Below are 14,239 nucleotides of genomic sequence, written 5' to 3' on the forward strand. Positions count from 1 at the left end.
AACGCCCCCAGCCCTGGCGTTACCGGAACGTCTGCGGTCACCCTTTCCAGGAACAGTCATCGATGGAACATCGTGAAGCGCTGCTAGCGCTGCGAACCTTTCTTTCAACGCAGATTCTCGGCCAGGAAAAACTCATCGAGCGCTTGCTCATCGCCCTGCTCGCCGACGGCCACATGCTGGTCGAGGGCGCACCAGGCCTGGCCAAGACCAAGGCCATCAAAGAACTCGCCGAAGGCATCGAAGCCCAGTTCCACCGCATCCAGTTCACCCCCGACCTGTTGCCCGCCGACATCACCGGCACGGAAATCTATCGCCCGGAAACCGGCAGTTTCGTGTTCCAGCAAGGTCCGATCTTCCACAACCTGGTGCTGGCGGACGAAATCAACCGGGCGCCGGCCAAGGTCCAGTCGGCGCTGCTCGAAGCCATGGGCGAGCGCCAGGTCAGTGTCGGGCGCAGCACCTATGAGTTGTCGCCGTTGTTCCTGGTGATGGCCACGCAAAACCCGATCGAGCAGGAAGGCACCTACCCGCTGCCCGAAGCGCAGCTGGACCGTTTCCTGATGCACGTGAAAATCGGTTTTCCTGACGCTGCCGTCGAACGCCGCATCCTGCAGCAAGCCCGTGGCGAAGCCTTGAACGGTGAAACCAAGCCCGAGCGACGGGTCAGCCAGCAGGCGATCTTCGCCGCACGCAAGGAGATTCTCGGCCTGTACATGGCCGACGCCGTGGAGGAATACCTGGTGCAACTGGTCATGGCCACGCGCACCCCGGCCAAGTTCGACCCGGAGATGGCCGAATGGATCGCCTATGGCGCCAGTCCTCGCGGCTCGATTGCCCTGGACCGTTGCGCCCGGGCCCACGCCTGGCTGGCCGGGCGTGACTTCGTCAGCCCCGAAGACATTCAAGCCGTGCTGTTCGACGTATTGCGCCACCGCATTATTCTTTCCTTCGAAGCCGAAGCCGCCGGTATCGACCAGGACCGGGTGGTCCAGCGGATCCTCGACGTCGTAGCCGTCGCTTGACCCCGATGACTACCCCCCTGCCGTCCGAACCGGGCATCCGTGTCAGCCTCGCCGAGCTGATCGAAATGCGCCATCGCGTGCGTGAAGTGCAACTGTTCTCAACGCCGAGCCAGCGCAGCCCGCTGATCGGCCTGCACCATTCGAAACTGCGTGGCCGTGGCGTGGATTTCGACCAGGTGCGGGTCTATCAGGCCGGCGACGACGTGCGCAGCATCGATTGGCGCGTCACCGCCCGCACTCAGGAACCGCACACCAAGCTGTTCCACGAAGAACGCGAGCGCCCGATTTTCATCATGGTCGAGCAAAGCTGCCGGCTGTTTTTCGGTTCGGGGCTGATGTTCAAATCGGTCCTCGCCGCCCAGGCCGCCAGTCTGATCGGCTGGGCGGCGCTGGGCCATAACGACCGGGTCGGCGGCCTGGTGTTCGGCGACAAAGAGCATTACGAGATCAAGCCACGGCGCAGCAAGCAGAGCCTGCTGCAGTTGCTCAACCGCCTGGTGCGGGTCAATCAGTCGTTGCACACCGAAACCGAGCCGGACCGTGACGCGTTCAACATTGCCCTGCGCCGTGCCCGGGAAGTCCTGCGTCCCGGCAGCCTGGTGATCGTGATCTGCGACGAACGCGCCCTGACCGAGGGCGCCGAACAGCAGCTGAGCCTGTTGTCGCGCCATTGCGACCTGTTGTTGCTGCCGGTGTCCGATCCGCTGGATCATGCCCTGCCCGCCGCCGGGCTGCTGCGCTTCGCGGAACGGGGGGCGCAACTGGAACTCGACACCCTCAATTTCGACCTGCGCCAGACTTACCGCGCCCAGGCCGAGGCACGCGTCGCTCGCTGGGAACTGCTGGCGCAGAAACTGCGGGTGCTGCTGATGCCGTTGAGCACGCAGAGCGAGATGGTCGAACAACTGCGCGAGTACCTGAACCCAGAACGTCCGGGGAAAAGCCGATGAGCAGCCTCGAGCAACTGCAACCGCTGATTTCGCCGCCACCGATCGAATTCTGGCCACCGGCGCCGGGCTGGTGGTTATTGCTGCTGTTACTGCCTGTGCTCGGTTTCGGCATGTGGCAATTACGACGCTTGCTTCCCGACAACCGCCCCGTCGTGCGCGCCGAACAACCGCTGGACCCGGTGCGCATCGCGGCCCTGGCCGAGCTCGCGCTGATGCCCAAGCCTTACGACGGCGCACCGGCCGGTGCCTGGCTGCAGCAACTCAACGGTTTGCTCAAGCGCCTGTGCCGCAACCACTACCCGTACAGCCAGAGCCACACCCTGAACGGGCGCAAATGGCTGGCCTTTCTCGACAACCGCTGCCCGGCTGCCGGCCTGACCCGCTGGATGGTGCTGGTCGAAGGCGCCTACAAACCTGAATGCAAACTCGACGACAAGGCCATCGCCGGCCTGACTCAAGCGGTCGATACCTGGATTCGCAAGCATGTTTGAATTCGCCTGGCCGTGGATGTTCGCCCTGCTGCCACTGCCCTGGCTGTTGCGCGTGGTGCTGCCGGTGGCGGACAGTGGCGAGCCGGCGCTCAAGGTCAGCTTCCTCAGTGACCTCGAAGGCCTGGCCCGGCGCCGCGCCCGAGCCAACCTGCCGGCCTGGCGCCAACAAGCGCCGTTCATTCTGCTGTGGTTGTTGTTGCTGATCGCCGCGGCCCGCCCGCAATGGCTCGGCGAGCCGCTGCCGATTGCCGCCAGCGGCCGCGACCTGCTGGTCGCGGTGGACGTGTCCGGCTCCATGGACTTTCCCGACATGCGCTGGCAGGACGACGAGGTCAGCCGCCTGACATTGGTCCAGCAGTTACTCGGCGACTTCCTCGAAGGTCGCGAAGGCGATCGGGTCGGCCTGATCCTGTTTGGCAGCCAGGCTTACCTGCAAGCACCGCTGACCTTTGACCGGCGCACCGTGCGGGTCTGGCTCGACGAAGCGCGAATCGGCATCGCCGGCAAGAACACCGCGATCGGCGATGCCATTGGCCTGGCCCTGAAGCGGCTGCGCATGCGCCCGGCGCAGAGTCGCGTGCTGATTCTGGTCACCGACGGCGCCAATAACGGCGGCGAAATCAACCCGCTGACGGCGGCGCGGCTGGCGGCACTCGAAGGGGTGAAAATCTACCCCATCGGCATCGGTGCCGATCCGGAGGACAGTGGCACACTCGGTTTTCTCGGGATCAACCCGAGCCTGGACCTCGACGAGCCGTCCTTGAAAGCCATCGCCAAAGCCACCGGCGGCCAATACTTCCGCGCGCGCGATGGCAAGGAGCTGCAGGCGATCAAGGACATGCTCGACACACTCGAGCCGGTGACGCAACAACCCACCCAGGCGCGTCCGGCCCAGGCCTTGTATCACTGGCCGCTGGCAATGGCATTGCTGCTGAGCATGTTGCTGGTGGTCCGCGAGCTCTGGCCGGACAACCCCTTGCAGCGCCTGTTTACCAAGGATCTGTTCTTGCAATCGCAACTGCCCGACTGGCGCCGGCGCCTCAACCGCCTGCGCCTGCGGAGGCGCCGATGAGTGCGCTCTGGCCCTTCTGGTTCCGCCCCTGGTGGCTGCTGCTGTTGCCGCTGCTCGGCTGGCTGCTGTGGCAACTCTGGCACCGACAGAAACGTGCGGGGCGCTGGCAGATGATTCTGCCGCCGGCCTTCCATGCGACATTGCTCAGTGGTGGCAGCGGTCGCAACAGCAAACTGCCATGGGTCGCCCTGGGCGTGGCGTGGGTGCTGACCATCCTGGCATTGCTGGGACCGGGTTGGGAACGTGTCGAGCAACCCAGTCAGAAGCCGGCCGATCCGCTGGTGGTGATCCTGGAACTGACCCCGGAAATGCTCGCCACCGACGTCACGCCAAACCGCCTGGAACAGGCACGGCGCAAGCTGTTCGACCTGCTGCAAAACCGCAGCGATGCCCAGACCGCCATCGTCGTCTACGCCGGCAGCGCCCACACCCTGGTGCCCCTGTCGGATGACCTGTCCACCAGCCGCAATCTGCTGGAAGCGCTCAAGCCGTCGCTGATGCCCCAGGCCGGCCATCGCGCCGACCTGGCGGTGGCCAAGGCCCTTGCCCTGCTGAATCAGGCTGCTCTCGGCGAGGGGCGGATCCTGCTCATCGGTTCGACCCTGACCGAACAGGAACGTCAAGGGATCCGTCAGGCACTGGAGGGCAAATCGACGCAATTGCTGATGCTCGGCATCGGCACCGCCGAAGGGGCGCCGATCACGCAAGAGGACGGCAGTTTCCTCAAGGATGCCCAGGGCGCGATTCTGGTGCCGTATCTGGACGAACCCGGCCTCAAAGCCTTCGCCAGTGCACTGGACGGGCGCTATCGCCATGCGCGTCTGGACGATGCCGACCTGCGTGCGCTGGGCCTGCTCGACGGCCCGCGCGCACTGATCAATGACGGCCAGACCGTGCGCCTCGACGCCTGGGCCGATCAGGGTTACTGGCTATTATTGCCGCTGTTGCTGCTGGCAGCCTGCGCCGGTCGCCGCGGCTGGCTGTTCTGTTTGCCGCTGCTGTTGCTGCTGCCGCAACCCGGCTACGCCTTCGACTTCGAAGACCTGTGGCTGCGGCCGGATCAACAGGGTATGCACTTGCTCAACCAGAAGCGCCCGGCCGAGGCCGCACAGCATTTCGCCGACTTGCAATGGCAGGGCGTGGCGCTGTACGAGGCCGGCGACTACAGTGGCGCCGCTCAGCGGTTCGCCGCAGGCAACGACGCCCACGCCCACTACAATCGTGGCAACGCCCTGGCCAGGAGCGGTGAGCTGGAAGCAGCGCTGGACGCTTACGAACAGGCGCTCGAACGTCAGCCGGATTTACGCCCGGCGTTGACCAACAAGGCGCTGGTGGAAAATCTGATCAAGCAGAAAAACACCCCGCCGCCGGTCAAGCCGGAGCAAAACCCGGGCGACGAAAACCAGGCCAGCCAGCAACAACCACCGCCCGGCGCGGCCACTCGATCGTCGGGCAACGGCGAACCGCAAACCGACGCCCAACAGGCCGCGGAAGATGCCGGGCAGCCGTCGGCGACGCCGCCAAAACCGGGTACCAACGATGTCCCCGGCAGTGAGCTGGGGGATGAACAACACACCAGGCCGCCCCTGCGCCCGGCCACTGACAGCATCGATGGCGAACAGCGCCAGGCGTTGGAGCAATGGCTGCGCAAGATCCCGGATAACCCGGGTGAATTGCTCAGGCGCAAATTCTGGTACGAACAGCAACAACATCAGGATCAGGGAAAAACTCGATGACCCGCTTCACCCTCTCCATGCTCGCGCTGCCGCCTGCCCTGTTGTTCTGCACCGTTCAGGCCCAGGCCGCGGAGCTGGTCGCCAGTGTGGATCGCAGTCGCCTGAACTCCGGCGAGACGGTCGAACTGACCCTGGAAACCACTGACATGACGCAGTTCGGCAAGCCTGACCTGACGCCGCTGGAGCCACAGTTCGACGTCCGCGGCACCCGTCAGGTCAACCAGTTGACCACCCTTGACGGCGACAACCGTGCGACCACCCGGTGGATCATCACCCTGCTGCCTCGGCAGACCGGCAGCGTGGAGATTGCGTCGCTGCAACTGGGCGAGGTGCAGAGCCAGCCGATCACCCTGCAAGTGGTCCAGAGCGAGACCCAGGACAGCCGCCAAAAACTGGCCCCGGTGTTCATCGACGCCAGCCTCGATCAAAACAGCGTGTACGTTCAGGCCCAGGCGATCCTGACCCTGCGGATCTACCATTCGGTTTCGCTGTACGACGACAGCAGCCTGCCGCCCTTGCAGATCGCCGATGTGCGCATCGAGCAACTGGGCGAGTCGCGCACCTATGAGAAAGACATCAATGGCCTGCGCCACGGCGTGATCGAAATGCGCTACGCGATCTACCCGCAACACAGTGGTGCATTGATCATTCCGGCGCAGATCTTCAATGCCGCCCTGGTGGACGCCACCTCCCAGGTACCGAAATCCGGCAAGCTGATGCGCGTCAGCTCCTCCGAGGTCATGCTGGCGGTCAAGGCCAAACCGGACGCTTACCCGGCCGATGTGCCCTGGCTGCCGGCTCGAAGCCTGAGCCTGAGCGAAAGCTGGAACCCGCAACCGGATCACGCGCAGGTGGGCGATTCCCTGACCCGCCGCCTGACCGTGAAAGCCGAGGGCCTGGCCAGTTCGCAATTGCCGCCGTTGCCCGCCACCGATGTCAACGGCTTGCGGCGCTACCCGGATCAACCGGTGCTGGGCAACCAGAACAGCGAGCGCGGCCTGATCGGCAGTCGCGAAGACCGCGAAGCCCTGGTGCCGACTCGCAGCGGCGCCATCGAGTTGCCTGCGGTGGAAGTGACCTGGTGGAACACCTTCGAGGATCACCTGGAACACAGCAGCCTGCCGGCCCAGGCCCTGCAAGTGGCGAACAATCCGAGCCTGGTCGACACCCCGGCCGGCACAGCACCCATCATTTCCGCCGTCGACAGCCAAACACTCTGGCGCTGGAAACTCAGCACCCTGCTCCTCGCCTGCAGCACTGTGCTGGGTTTCGGCCTGTGGTGGCGCGCCCGCTGGCAGCCGGCGATCCTGCGTGTCGCGCAGACCGGCCCGAGCCCGCGCACCGTGCTTGACGACCTCAAGCGCGCCTGTCAGGCCAATGACACCCACGCCACGCGCCAGGCCCTCGACGCCTGGGCGCGGCAACAACCGGAAACCCTGGCCGACATGGCCGCCCGCTTCGTACCGCTGTCCGACGCCCTCGACGGGCTGAACGGCGCGCTCTACAGCGAAACCGGCCAGCATTGGCAAGGTGAGGATCTGTGGCGGGCAATCAAGGCGATCCCGATTGCCGATCGGGTGCATGATCCGGTGGGCGACAGCGGGTTGCCGCCGCTTTATCCAAAATAAGATCAAACGATCGCAGCCTGCGGCAACTCCTGCATTGAAATACGCTTCAGGGCAGGAGCCGTCGCAGGCTGCGATCTTTGTTGCGATGGGTCAGTGCGAAGCAAACACCATCAACGCTCCAGCCATCAGGTCAAGATTTCTTCTTTTTCCCTTCTTCCTGCCAGAGCGTCACGCTTGATTCCTGCCCCGGCGCCCAATCGGTTGTGTACGAAGTGTGCGCTTGAATGCAGGACCAGTTCTTGTCGACGTAGCTCACAAGCTCGCCTCTTTCATAACGTGTATCGAGCTTCCATTCCTTATGCTCACCCTCACCCTGCGTATCAGCGCTCAGTTCATTGCTCGACGATGACAGCTTGCCGTTAAGGTCACGCGCCTTCACAACATAGCGGTATCGGGTAGAGGGCGTGAGGCCGGTATCCTCGTAAGCCGTCTGATTGGCGCTTACGGATTTGATTTCAATGCCGTCACGGTAGATCAGATAATTCACAATCGGCGCCGAGCCGATGGATGCCTCCCACATCAGGCTGATACTTCGCGCTGTCTGGCCCATGCTGTGCAGGTTGGTCGGTGCGGTAGGCCCCTCGCCACCCTCTGGCAACGTGTGCACTTGAACTGGCCGGCTTGGCGCCGAGGCATTGTCGCGATCATCGATGGCGCAGATGGTGTAGTTGTACTTGGTCTCTGGCTTCACGCTGTTATCGGGCCACGTGAGAAGCGGCGCATCAACATCAACCAACAGGGTCCCGTCACGCATAATACGGTAGGACGCAATAGGGCGTGGACCCGTTGCCGCATTCCATTTCAGTGTCACCTACTTGTCAGTGACGTTCTCAGCGGTGAGCCCGGTCGGCGTTTCGGGACGTTCACCTCCTCCGTCAGATGGCAAAAATTTCAGATCCACAACCTGATAGAACGCCATCGAAGTGTTGGCCACTTCCCAAGCAGCCAACATCACGTGGTAACCCTCACGCTTGGGCAGCGGGACCGGATGTGTGGTCGGTTTAGGGGGTAGCATTTCCTCCTCATGAGTCCAATGCGGTTGCAGATTGATTTGCACCGTGTAAAACGGCTCTGCTTCGAACTGGTCGCGTGTCAGGACCTTTTCAGGATCCCAACCCTCTTTCGTCAGGAAATAATTCCAGCGCCGGGTAGCGTGTCTGGCGCTGTAATCCCACGAAACATCCAGTGTTTCACCGCTGCGCACATCGTGTTTTATCCAGTGGCTACCTGGCGCATCCAGCTGTGCGCCGGTGAGTTGATTGGCACTGGCAATTTTGCCGTCAGGCGGTGGTGCGGCATTTAATTCGTCGTCTTTGGCGAAAGCATCTTTAAGCCCCGCCAAACGTTGCGGAAAGAACTTTCCGGACTCGCGTTGATTCAAAGCCCCTTCATCGAGCCTGCCCGCATCCCATTCAAACCACGCCCTGGACGCCGGGGAAAAGATATGACCATAACGTGGAGTGTTGTCTCTACTGATAATGTTTGATTGACGCTGCGACATGATGTTTCTCCATTTTGAGTGAGCCGTTAATTCCTGCGCTGATAGGGCGAAGCTCAGGAATTATTAAGCAACAGACTCGTCGCCACGGATACTGTCAAAACTGTCAGTTCGAATGACCGTACGTAGGTTTTCCCAACTACTCATGCTCACGGTCAAGGCCAAGCCGAACACCTGCCCGGCCGATGCGACCTCACACTACTTGTCAAAGCGTTCAACATCCCCGGTCTTTTGCCTTTAAACTCTCACCCCTTTCGCCGTCATCATTTTCCTGGCGGCCATTACCTTATTCCTACGGAGTTCGCCTTGCGTCTGTTTCACACCTCCGACTGGCACCTCGGGCAGAACCTGCACGGCCAGGACCGTGATTTCGAGCACGGTTGTTTCCTCGACTGGCTGCTGCGCCAGCTCAAGCAAGACCTGCCCGATGTGCTGTTGATCGCCGGCGATATCTTTGACACGGTCAATCCGCCGGTCAAAGCCCAGGAACGCCTTTACGATTTCATCGTCAGCGCCCACGAGCAGCAGCCCAAGCTGACCATCGTGATGATCGCCGGCAACCACGATTCCGGCTCGCGCATTGAACTGCCCGCGCCGTTGATGCGTCGTTTGCGCACGCATGCCCTCGGTCGGGTGCTGTGGCTGGACGACGGTCAACTCGACGCCGAGCGGCTGCTGTTGCCATTACCGGATGCCAAGGGCAAGACCGTCGCCTGGTGCCTGGCGCTGCCGTTCCTGCGCCCGGCCGAAGTCACCGGCGCGCATCTGGGCGACAACTACCTGCGCGGGATCGGCCAGGTTCACGAATGGCTGATCGAAGCCGCCAATGCCAAGCGCAAACGGGGTCAGGCGCTGATCGCCATCAGTCACGCACACATGGCCGGCGGTTCGGTGTCGGAAGACTCCGAACGCAGCCTGATCATCGGCAATGCCGAAGCACTGCCCGCCAGCCTGTTCGGGCCGAGCATCAGCTACGTCGCCCTCGGGCATTTGCACAAGCCGCAGAAGGTCAATGCGCAAGAGCGCATCCGCTATAGCGGTTCACCCATTCCGCTGTCGTTTTCCGAGATCGGTTATCAGCATCAGATTCTCGACGTCATACTCGACGGCGAAACCCTGGTCAGCGTCGAACCGAAGCTGATTCCCCGCGCGGTGAATCTGCAGCGCATCGGACCGGCGCCGTTGGCCGACATTCTGCTGCAACTGGCCGACCTGCCAAACATCGACCTGCTGGCCGACATTCATCGCCAGCCTTGGCTGGAAGTCCGGGTGCGCCTGGATGAGCCGCAACCCGATCTGCGCCATCAAGTCGAAAGCGCCCTGCAAGGCAAAGCCGTGCGCCTGGTGCGCATCGCCGCGGAATACGCCGGCAACGGCAGCCGCGATGGCGTCGATGACGGCACGACGCTGGTCGAACTGGACCAGCTCACGCCCCAGGAATTGTTCAGCCGAGCGTGGCAGGACAGCTATGGCAGCGAGGTCGATGAGCAAACGCTGAAGGACTTTGCAGAGTTATTGCAGGACGTGCAGATGGAGAGCGAACAACCATGAAGATCCTTGCGATCCGCCTGAAGAACCTCGCCTCGCTGGCCGGTCCGTTTGAGATCGACTTCACCGCTGAACCGCTGGCCAGCGCCGGTCTGTTCGCGATTACCGGCCCCACCGGCGCGGGTAAAAGCACCCTGCTCGATGCCTTGTGCCTGGCGTTGTTCGGCGCTGTGCCGCGCTTGAGCAATGCACAGACGTCGGCCAAGGCACCGGACGCCGATGGCGAAATCGGCACCGGCGACCCGCGCACCTTGCTGCGTCGCGGCACCGGTGAAGGTTATGCCGAAGTGGATTTCGTCGGCATTGACGGCCGCCGTTACCGTGCACGCTGGGAAGCCAATCGCGCTCGGGAAAAGGCCGGCGGCAAACTGCAAGCCAGTCGCCAAAGCTTGCGCGATATCGATCAGGATCAACTGCTGGCCAGCCAGAAAGTCGAATTCAAAATCCAGCTTGAATCGGTGCTGGGCCTGAATTTCGAGCAGTTCACCCGGGCGGTGCTGCTCGCCCAAAGCGAGTTCAGTGCCTTCCTCAAAGCGAACGACAACGAACGCAGCGAGCTCCTGGAGAAGCTCACCGACACCGCGCTGTACACCCGTCTCGGTCGCCGCGCCTTCGACAAAACCAAGGAAGCCCGGGAAACCCACAAGCTGCTGCAGGACCAGGCCACCGGGGTCACGCCGCTGTCGCCGCAAGCCCGGACGGAGCTGGATGAGCGTTTCAACCAGGCGCAACAGCAACTCAAGACGCAACAGGCGCAGCTCAAACAGCTTGAATTGCAACACACCTGGCTCAAGGACCTGCGCCAGTTGCAGGACGCGCAACACAGCGCCACCGAGCAACTGACCAGCGCCCGACAGCATTGGGACAGTCTGGCTGGCGAACGTCTGACATTGACCCGGCTGGAGCAACTGGCGCCGCAACGGCACCAGTTCGCGCGCAAGGCCGAGCTTACCGCCCAGCTCACGCCGCTGGCCGTGCAGATCGAGCAGTCCACCCGCCAGCAAGCCGAGCTGAGCGAACGGCAAGCGCAACTCGAACTCAGCGTTGCGGCTGCGCAGACCGCGCTGATCGAAGCCCAACGCCAGCACAGCGCCTGTGCGCCGCTGCTGCGCCAGGCGTTTGAAGAGCAAAGCACCCTCGCCCGCCTGAACAGGGAAGCCGCTCAGAGTGCAGACCTCAAGCAACAGGCACAACTGGCCTGCACTCAAGGACAGCAAAAGATCCAGGGCTTGCTTGAGCAACAACAGCAAGTGGCCGCACGTCTGCAGCGAATCGCCGCGGAGCTTGAACAAAGCCGCCATCTGGCACCGCTCAGCGAGGCCTGGAACGCCTATCGCGACCGTCTGCAGCAGCTGATGCTGGTGGGCAATCGCCTGAACACGGGCCAGGCCGAATTGGCCGCCCTGGAACAGGGCGCCACCCGCGCCGCCGAAGAACTGGCGGCGCAAAAGCAGCATCTGGAAGTGCTGTACAAAGAAGCCGGTGCCGAACCGGAAGCCGTGGCGGAACAGATCCAGCTGCTGGGCAACCTGCTGCAGGACAACCGCAAGCAATTGCGCGCATTTGAAGAGCTGACACGACTGTGGGCCAGCCAGCAGGAACTCGACAAGCGTGCCGCCGAACTGCAACAGCGCCAGTCAACCGCGCAGCAAGAACGTGATCGCCTGACCCAGGACGGCGTGAACACCAAAAACCAATTGACGGTCGCCGAACAGACCCTGACCGTCACCCGCGAACTGCTGGAGCGCCAGCGTCTGGCCCGCAGTGCCAGCGTCGAAGAGTTGCGCGAGCAGCTGCAGGATGATCAGCCTTGCCCGGTGTGCGGCAGCCCTGATCATCCTTACCATCAGCCTGAAGCCCTGCTGCAAAGTCTCGGCCGGCACGATGAAAGCGAACAGGCCAACGCCCAGAAGGCGGTCGACCTGCTCAAGGAAAAACTGACCGACCTGCGCGCTGAAGTCGGCGGCCTGATTGCTCAGCAAAGGGAATTTCTGCAACAGCAGGAGCACCTCACCGCGCAGCAACAGAGCCTGGCGCCAAGCCTCGAAGCGCATCCGCTCTCAACGCAGTTGCTGGCTCAGGACGCGCTCAAGCGCGACGCCTGGCTGACTCAGCAAAACAGTCAGCTGAACCAAAGCATCAGTCAGGACGAACAGCGCCAATCCGCCCTGCTCACCCTGCAACAGGATGCCGCACGCCTGCAACAGCAGTTGCGCAGCGCCGAAGCGGCGAGCCAGCAGGCGACCCAGCTCCTGAGTCATCAGCAACAGGCGCTGAGCAGTGATCGCCAGCGTATGGACGAAGAGCTGACCGCGTTCAGTACCCTGCTCCCGGCCGAAACGCTGCAAGCCTTGCGCAACGAACCCGCTGCCACCTTCATGCAGCTCGACCAACAGATCGCCCAGCGCCTGGCACAACTCGATCAGCAGCGTGACGAACTCAGCGAACAGCAACTGCGCCAGCAAACGCTGGAAAAAGAGCAAGATCGCCAACTGACCCGCGTCCAGCAGCTGGAAGCCGCGCAGCGACAATTCACGGTCATCACAGAGCAGCAACAGACTTGCCAGCAGCAACTGGCGCAATTGCTCGGCCAGCATACGAGCGCCGAGCAGTGGCAACAGCAACTCGACCAGGCCGTGGAACAGGCGCGCACGGGCGAAGCCACGGCCAGTCAGGAACTGCAAAGCGTGCGCACGGGCCTGGTGCAACTGGCCGCCGAGCTCAAGGCGCAGCAGCAACGCCTGCTCGCGCTGGAGACCGAAGATCGGGATTTGCGCGGCAAAATCGAAGACTGGCGCGCCTTGCATCCGGAACTGGATGATGGCGGCCTGGAAAACCTGCTGAGCGTCGACGACCAGCAGGTCAAGACGCTGCGCCAGCAATTACAACACAGCGAAAAAGCCGTCGAGCAGGCCAAAGTGCTGCTGCAGGAGCGCGATCAGCGGCTGCTCGATCATCAGGCGCAGCACAACGGCAATCTCGACGCAGAGCAGCTGGCCACGGCGCTTGCCGAATTGCAAAGCCTGGCGGCCGCCAGCGAACACCAGTGCGCCGAACTGCGTGCCGAACAGGCCGAGGATCAACGCCGGCAGAACGCCAATCAGGCCCTGGCGCAGCAGATCGCCGACGCGTACACCGAATATCAGCGCTGGGCCCGCTTGAATGCACTGATCGGCTCGGCCACCGGTGATACCTTCCGCAAGATCGCGCAGGCCTACAACCTCGACCTGCTGGTGCATCACGCCAACGTTCAATTGCGCCAGCTGGTGCGGCGCTATCGCCTGAAACGCGGCGGCAGCATGTTGGGATTGCTGGTGATGGACACCGAGATGGGCGACGAACTGCGTTCGGTGCATTCGTTGTCCGGCGGCGAGACGTTCCTGGTCTCGCTGGCACTGGCATTGGGCCTGGCATCGATGGCCTCGAGCACGCTGAAAATCGAATCGCTGTTCATCGATGAAGGCTTCGGCAGTCTCGACCCGGAATCCCTGCAACTGGCCATGGACGCCCTCGACGGCTTGCAGGCCCAGGGACGCAAGGTCGCGGTGATTTCCCACGTCCAGGAAATGCATGAGCGCATTCCGGTGCAGATTCAGGTCCGCCGCCAGGGCAACGGCCTGAGCACCCTGGAGGTAAAATGAATACCCTGTATTCGTTCCGCCGCTGCCCCTACGCCATGCGGGCGCGCATGGCCCTGCGCTATTGCGCGGTTGCCGTGGACATTGTCGAGGTCAGCCTGAAGGCCAAACCCGCCCAGATGCTCGCATTGTCGAGCAAAGGCACGGTGCCGGTGCTGAGCGCTGGCGGTCAGGTGATCGATGAAAGTCTGGAGATCATGCGTTGGGCCCTGGCACAGAACGATCCGCAGGACTGGTTGCTCAAGGATGATCCTGTTGGGCAGCAGTGCATCGCCGAGCTGATCGAAGCGAACGATCAGGTGTTCAAGCTGCATCTGAATCGCTACAAATACGCCGAGCGTTATCCCGAGCACCCGATGGCGTTTTATCGCGCCGAGGGAGAAGTATTTCTACGCCGGCTCGATGAGTTGCTGGAGGGGCGCGATTATTTGCTGGCAGCGCATCCGAGTCTGGCGGATGTGGCGCTGATGCCGTTCGTGCGGCAATTCGCCCATGTCGATCGCGAGTGGTTCGCACAGACGCCCTATCGGCGTTTGCAGGCCTGGTTGCAGCGGTTTCTGGAATCGGAGTTGTTCACTGGCGTGATGCAAAAATAACCGCTTCTGTAGGAGCCGGCTTGCCGGCGAATGCGTCTGCAAGGGCGCTGCAAGGCTTGA

Annotated in this window: 11 protein-coding genes; 9 read left to right on the forward strand and 2 right to left on the reverse strand. The window is 62.7% G+C overall.

The window, feature by feature from the left end:
• Positions 1-62: 62 nt before the first annotated feature.
• From ACA062_RS16960 to ACA062_RS16985, 6 genes are read left to right on the forward strand one after another with little or no spacing between them, the layout of a single operon-like run.
• Positions 63-1,022 (forward strand): AAA family ATPase, encoded by a 960-nt coding sequence (locus tag ACA062_RS16960; RefSeq protein WP_008150800.1) that lies wholly within the window; start codon positions 63-65, stop codon positions 1,020-1,022.
• A gap of 5 nt (positions 1,023-1,027) precedes the next feature.
• A complete protein-coding gene (locus ACA062_RS16965; protein ID WP_497452136.1) occupies positions 1,028-1,972 on the forward strand; it encodes a DUF58 domain-containing protein in 945 nt (314 codons plus the stop codon).
• Positions 1,969-2,463: a DUF4381 domain-containing protein gene (locus ACA062_RS16970; protein ID WP_138966836.1), complete on the forward strand. Its 495-nt coding sequence runs from the start codon at positions 1,969-1,971 to the stop codon at positions 2,461-2,463. The genes ACA062_RS16965 and ACA062_RS16970 overlap by 4 nt, the downstream gene beginning before the upstream one ends.
• Positions 2,456-3,535 carry a vWA domain-containing protein gene (locus ACA062_RS16975; protein WP_497452137.1) on the forward strand — a complete coding sequence of 360 codons (1,080 nt, stop codon included), beginning with the start codon at positions 2,456-2,458 and terminating at the stop codon, positions 3,533-3,535. Before ACA062_RS16970 ends, ACA062_RS16975 begins: the two co-directional genes overlap by 8 nt.
• Positions 3,532-5,271, forward strand: coding sequence for a VWA domain-containing protein (locus ACA062_RS16980; RefSeq protein ID WP_497452138.1), 1,740 nt, complete (start codon positions 3,532-3,534; stop codon positions 5,269-5,271). Before ACA062_RS16975 ends, ACA062_RS16980 begins: the two co-directional genes overlap by 4 nt.
• The gene (locus ACA062_RS16985; RefSeq protein ID WP_497452139.1) at positions 5,268-6,899 is read left to right on the forward strand and encodes a BatD family protein; all 1,632 of its coding nucleotides are present in this window, start codon (positions 5,268-5,270) and stop codon (positions 6,897-6,899) included. Before ACA062_RS16980 ends, ACA062_RS16985 begins: the two co-directional genes overlap by 4 nt.
• A 130-nt stretch (positions 6,900-7,029) precedes the next feature.
• On the opposite strand, the gene ACA062_RS16990 is transcribed toward ACA062_RS16985, so the two are convergent.
• Positions 7,030-7,710 (reverse strand): fibronectin type III domain-containing protein, encoded by a 681-nt coding sequence (locus tag ACA062_RS16990; protein ID WP_497452140.1) that lies wholly within the window; start codon positions 7,708-7,710, stop codon positions 7,030-7,032.
• The gene (locus ACA062_RS16995; RefSeq protein ID WP_497452141.1) at positions 7,711-8,400 is read right to left on the reverse strand and encodes a lytic polysaccharide monooxygenase auxiliary activity family 9 protein; all 690 of its coding nucleotides are present in this window, start codon (positions 8,398-8,400) and stop codon (positions 7,711-7,713) included.
• 303 nt (positions 8,401-8,703) lie between these two features.
• On the opposite strand from ACA062_RS16995, the gene ACA062_RS17000 reads away from it, so the two are divergent.
• Genes ACA062_RS17000 through ACA062_RS17010 form a run of 3 tightly spaced genes read left to right on the forward strand, consistent with a single transcriptional unit; the run spans position 8,704 to position 14,179 of the window.
• Positions 8,704-9,948: an exonuclease SbcCD subunit D C-terminal domain-containing protein gene (locus tag ACA062_RS17000; protein ID WP_497452142.1), complete on the forward strand. Its 1,245-nt coding sequence runs from the start codon at positions 8,704-8,706 to the stop codon at positions 9,946-9,948.
• A complete protein-coding gene (locus tag ACA062_RS17005; RefSeq protein ID WP_497452143.1) occupies positions 9,945-13,586 on the forward strand; it encodes an SbcC/MukB-like Walker B domain-containing protein in 3,642 nt (1,213 codons plus the stop codon). The genes ACA062_RS17000 and ACA062_RS17005 overlap by 4 nt, the downstream gene beginning before the upstream one ends.
• A complete protein-coding gene (locus ACA062_RS17010; protein ID WP_497452144.1) occupies positions 13,583-14,179 on the forward strand; it encodes a glutathione S-transferase in 597 nt (198 codons plus the stop codon). Before ACA062_RS17005 ends, ACA062_RS17010 begins: the two co-directional genes overlap by 4 nt.
• The last annotated feature ends 60 nt before the right edge of the window (positions 14,180-14,239 follow it).

The organism is Pseudomonas sp. LBUM1679, assembly GCF_059695565.1.

Coding starts and splice junctions, on each gene's coding strand:
- ACA062_RS16960 (WP_008150800.1), top strand. CDS start 63: ATGGAACATCGTGAAGCGCTGCTAGCGCTGCGAACCTTTCTTTCAACG.
- ACA062_RS17010 (WP_497452144.1), top strand. CDS start 13,583: ATGAATACCCTGTATTCGTTCCGCCGCTGCCCCTACGCCATGCGGGCG.
- ACA062_RS16980 (WP_497452138.1), top strand. CDS start 3,532: ATGAGTGCGCTCTGGCCCTTCTGGTTCCGCCCCTGGTGGCTGCTGCTG.
- ACA062_RS16975 (WP_497452137.1), top strand. CDS start 2,456: ATGTTTGAATTCGCCTGGCCGTGGATGTTCGCCCTGCTGCCACTGCCC.
- ACA062_RS16965 (WP_497452136.1), top strand. CDS start 1,028: ATGACTACCCCCCTGCCGTCCGAACCGGGCATCCGTGTCAGCCTCGCC.
- ACA062_RS17005 (WP_497452143.1), top strand. CDS start 9,945: ATGAAGATCCTTGCGATCCGCCTGAAGAACCTCGCCTCGCTGGCCGGT.
- ACA062_RS16995 (WP_497452141.1), bottom strand. CDS start 8,400: ATGTCGCAGCGTCAATCAAACATTATCAGTAGAGACAACACTCCACGT.
- ACA062_RS16970 (WP_138966836.1), top strand. CDS start 1,969: ATGAGCAGCCTCGAGCAACTGCAACCGCTGATTTCGCCGCCACCGATC.
- ACA062_RS16985 (WP_497452139.1), top strand. CDS start 5,268: ATGACCCGCTTCACCCTCTCCATGCTCGCGCTGCCGCCTGCCCTGTTG.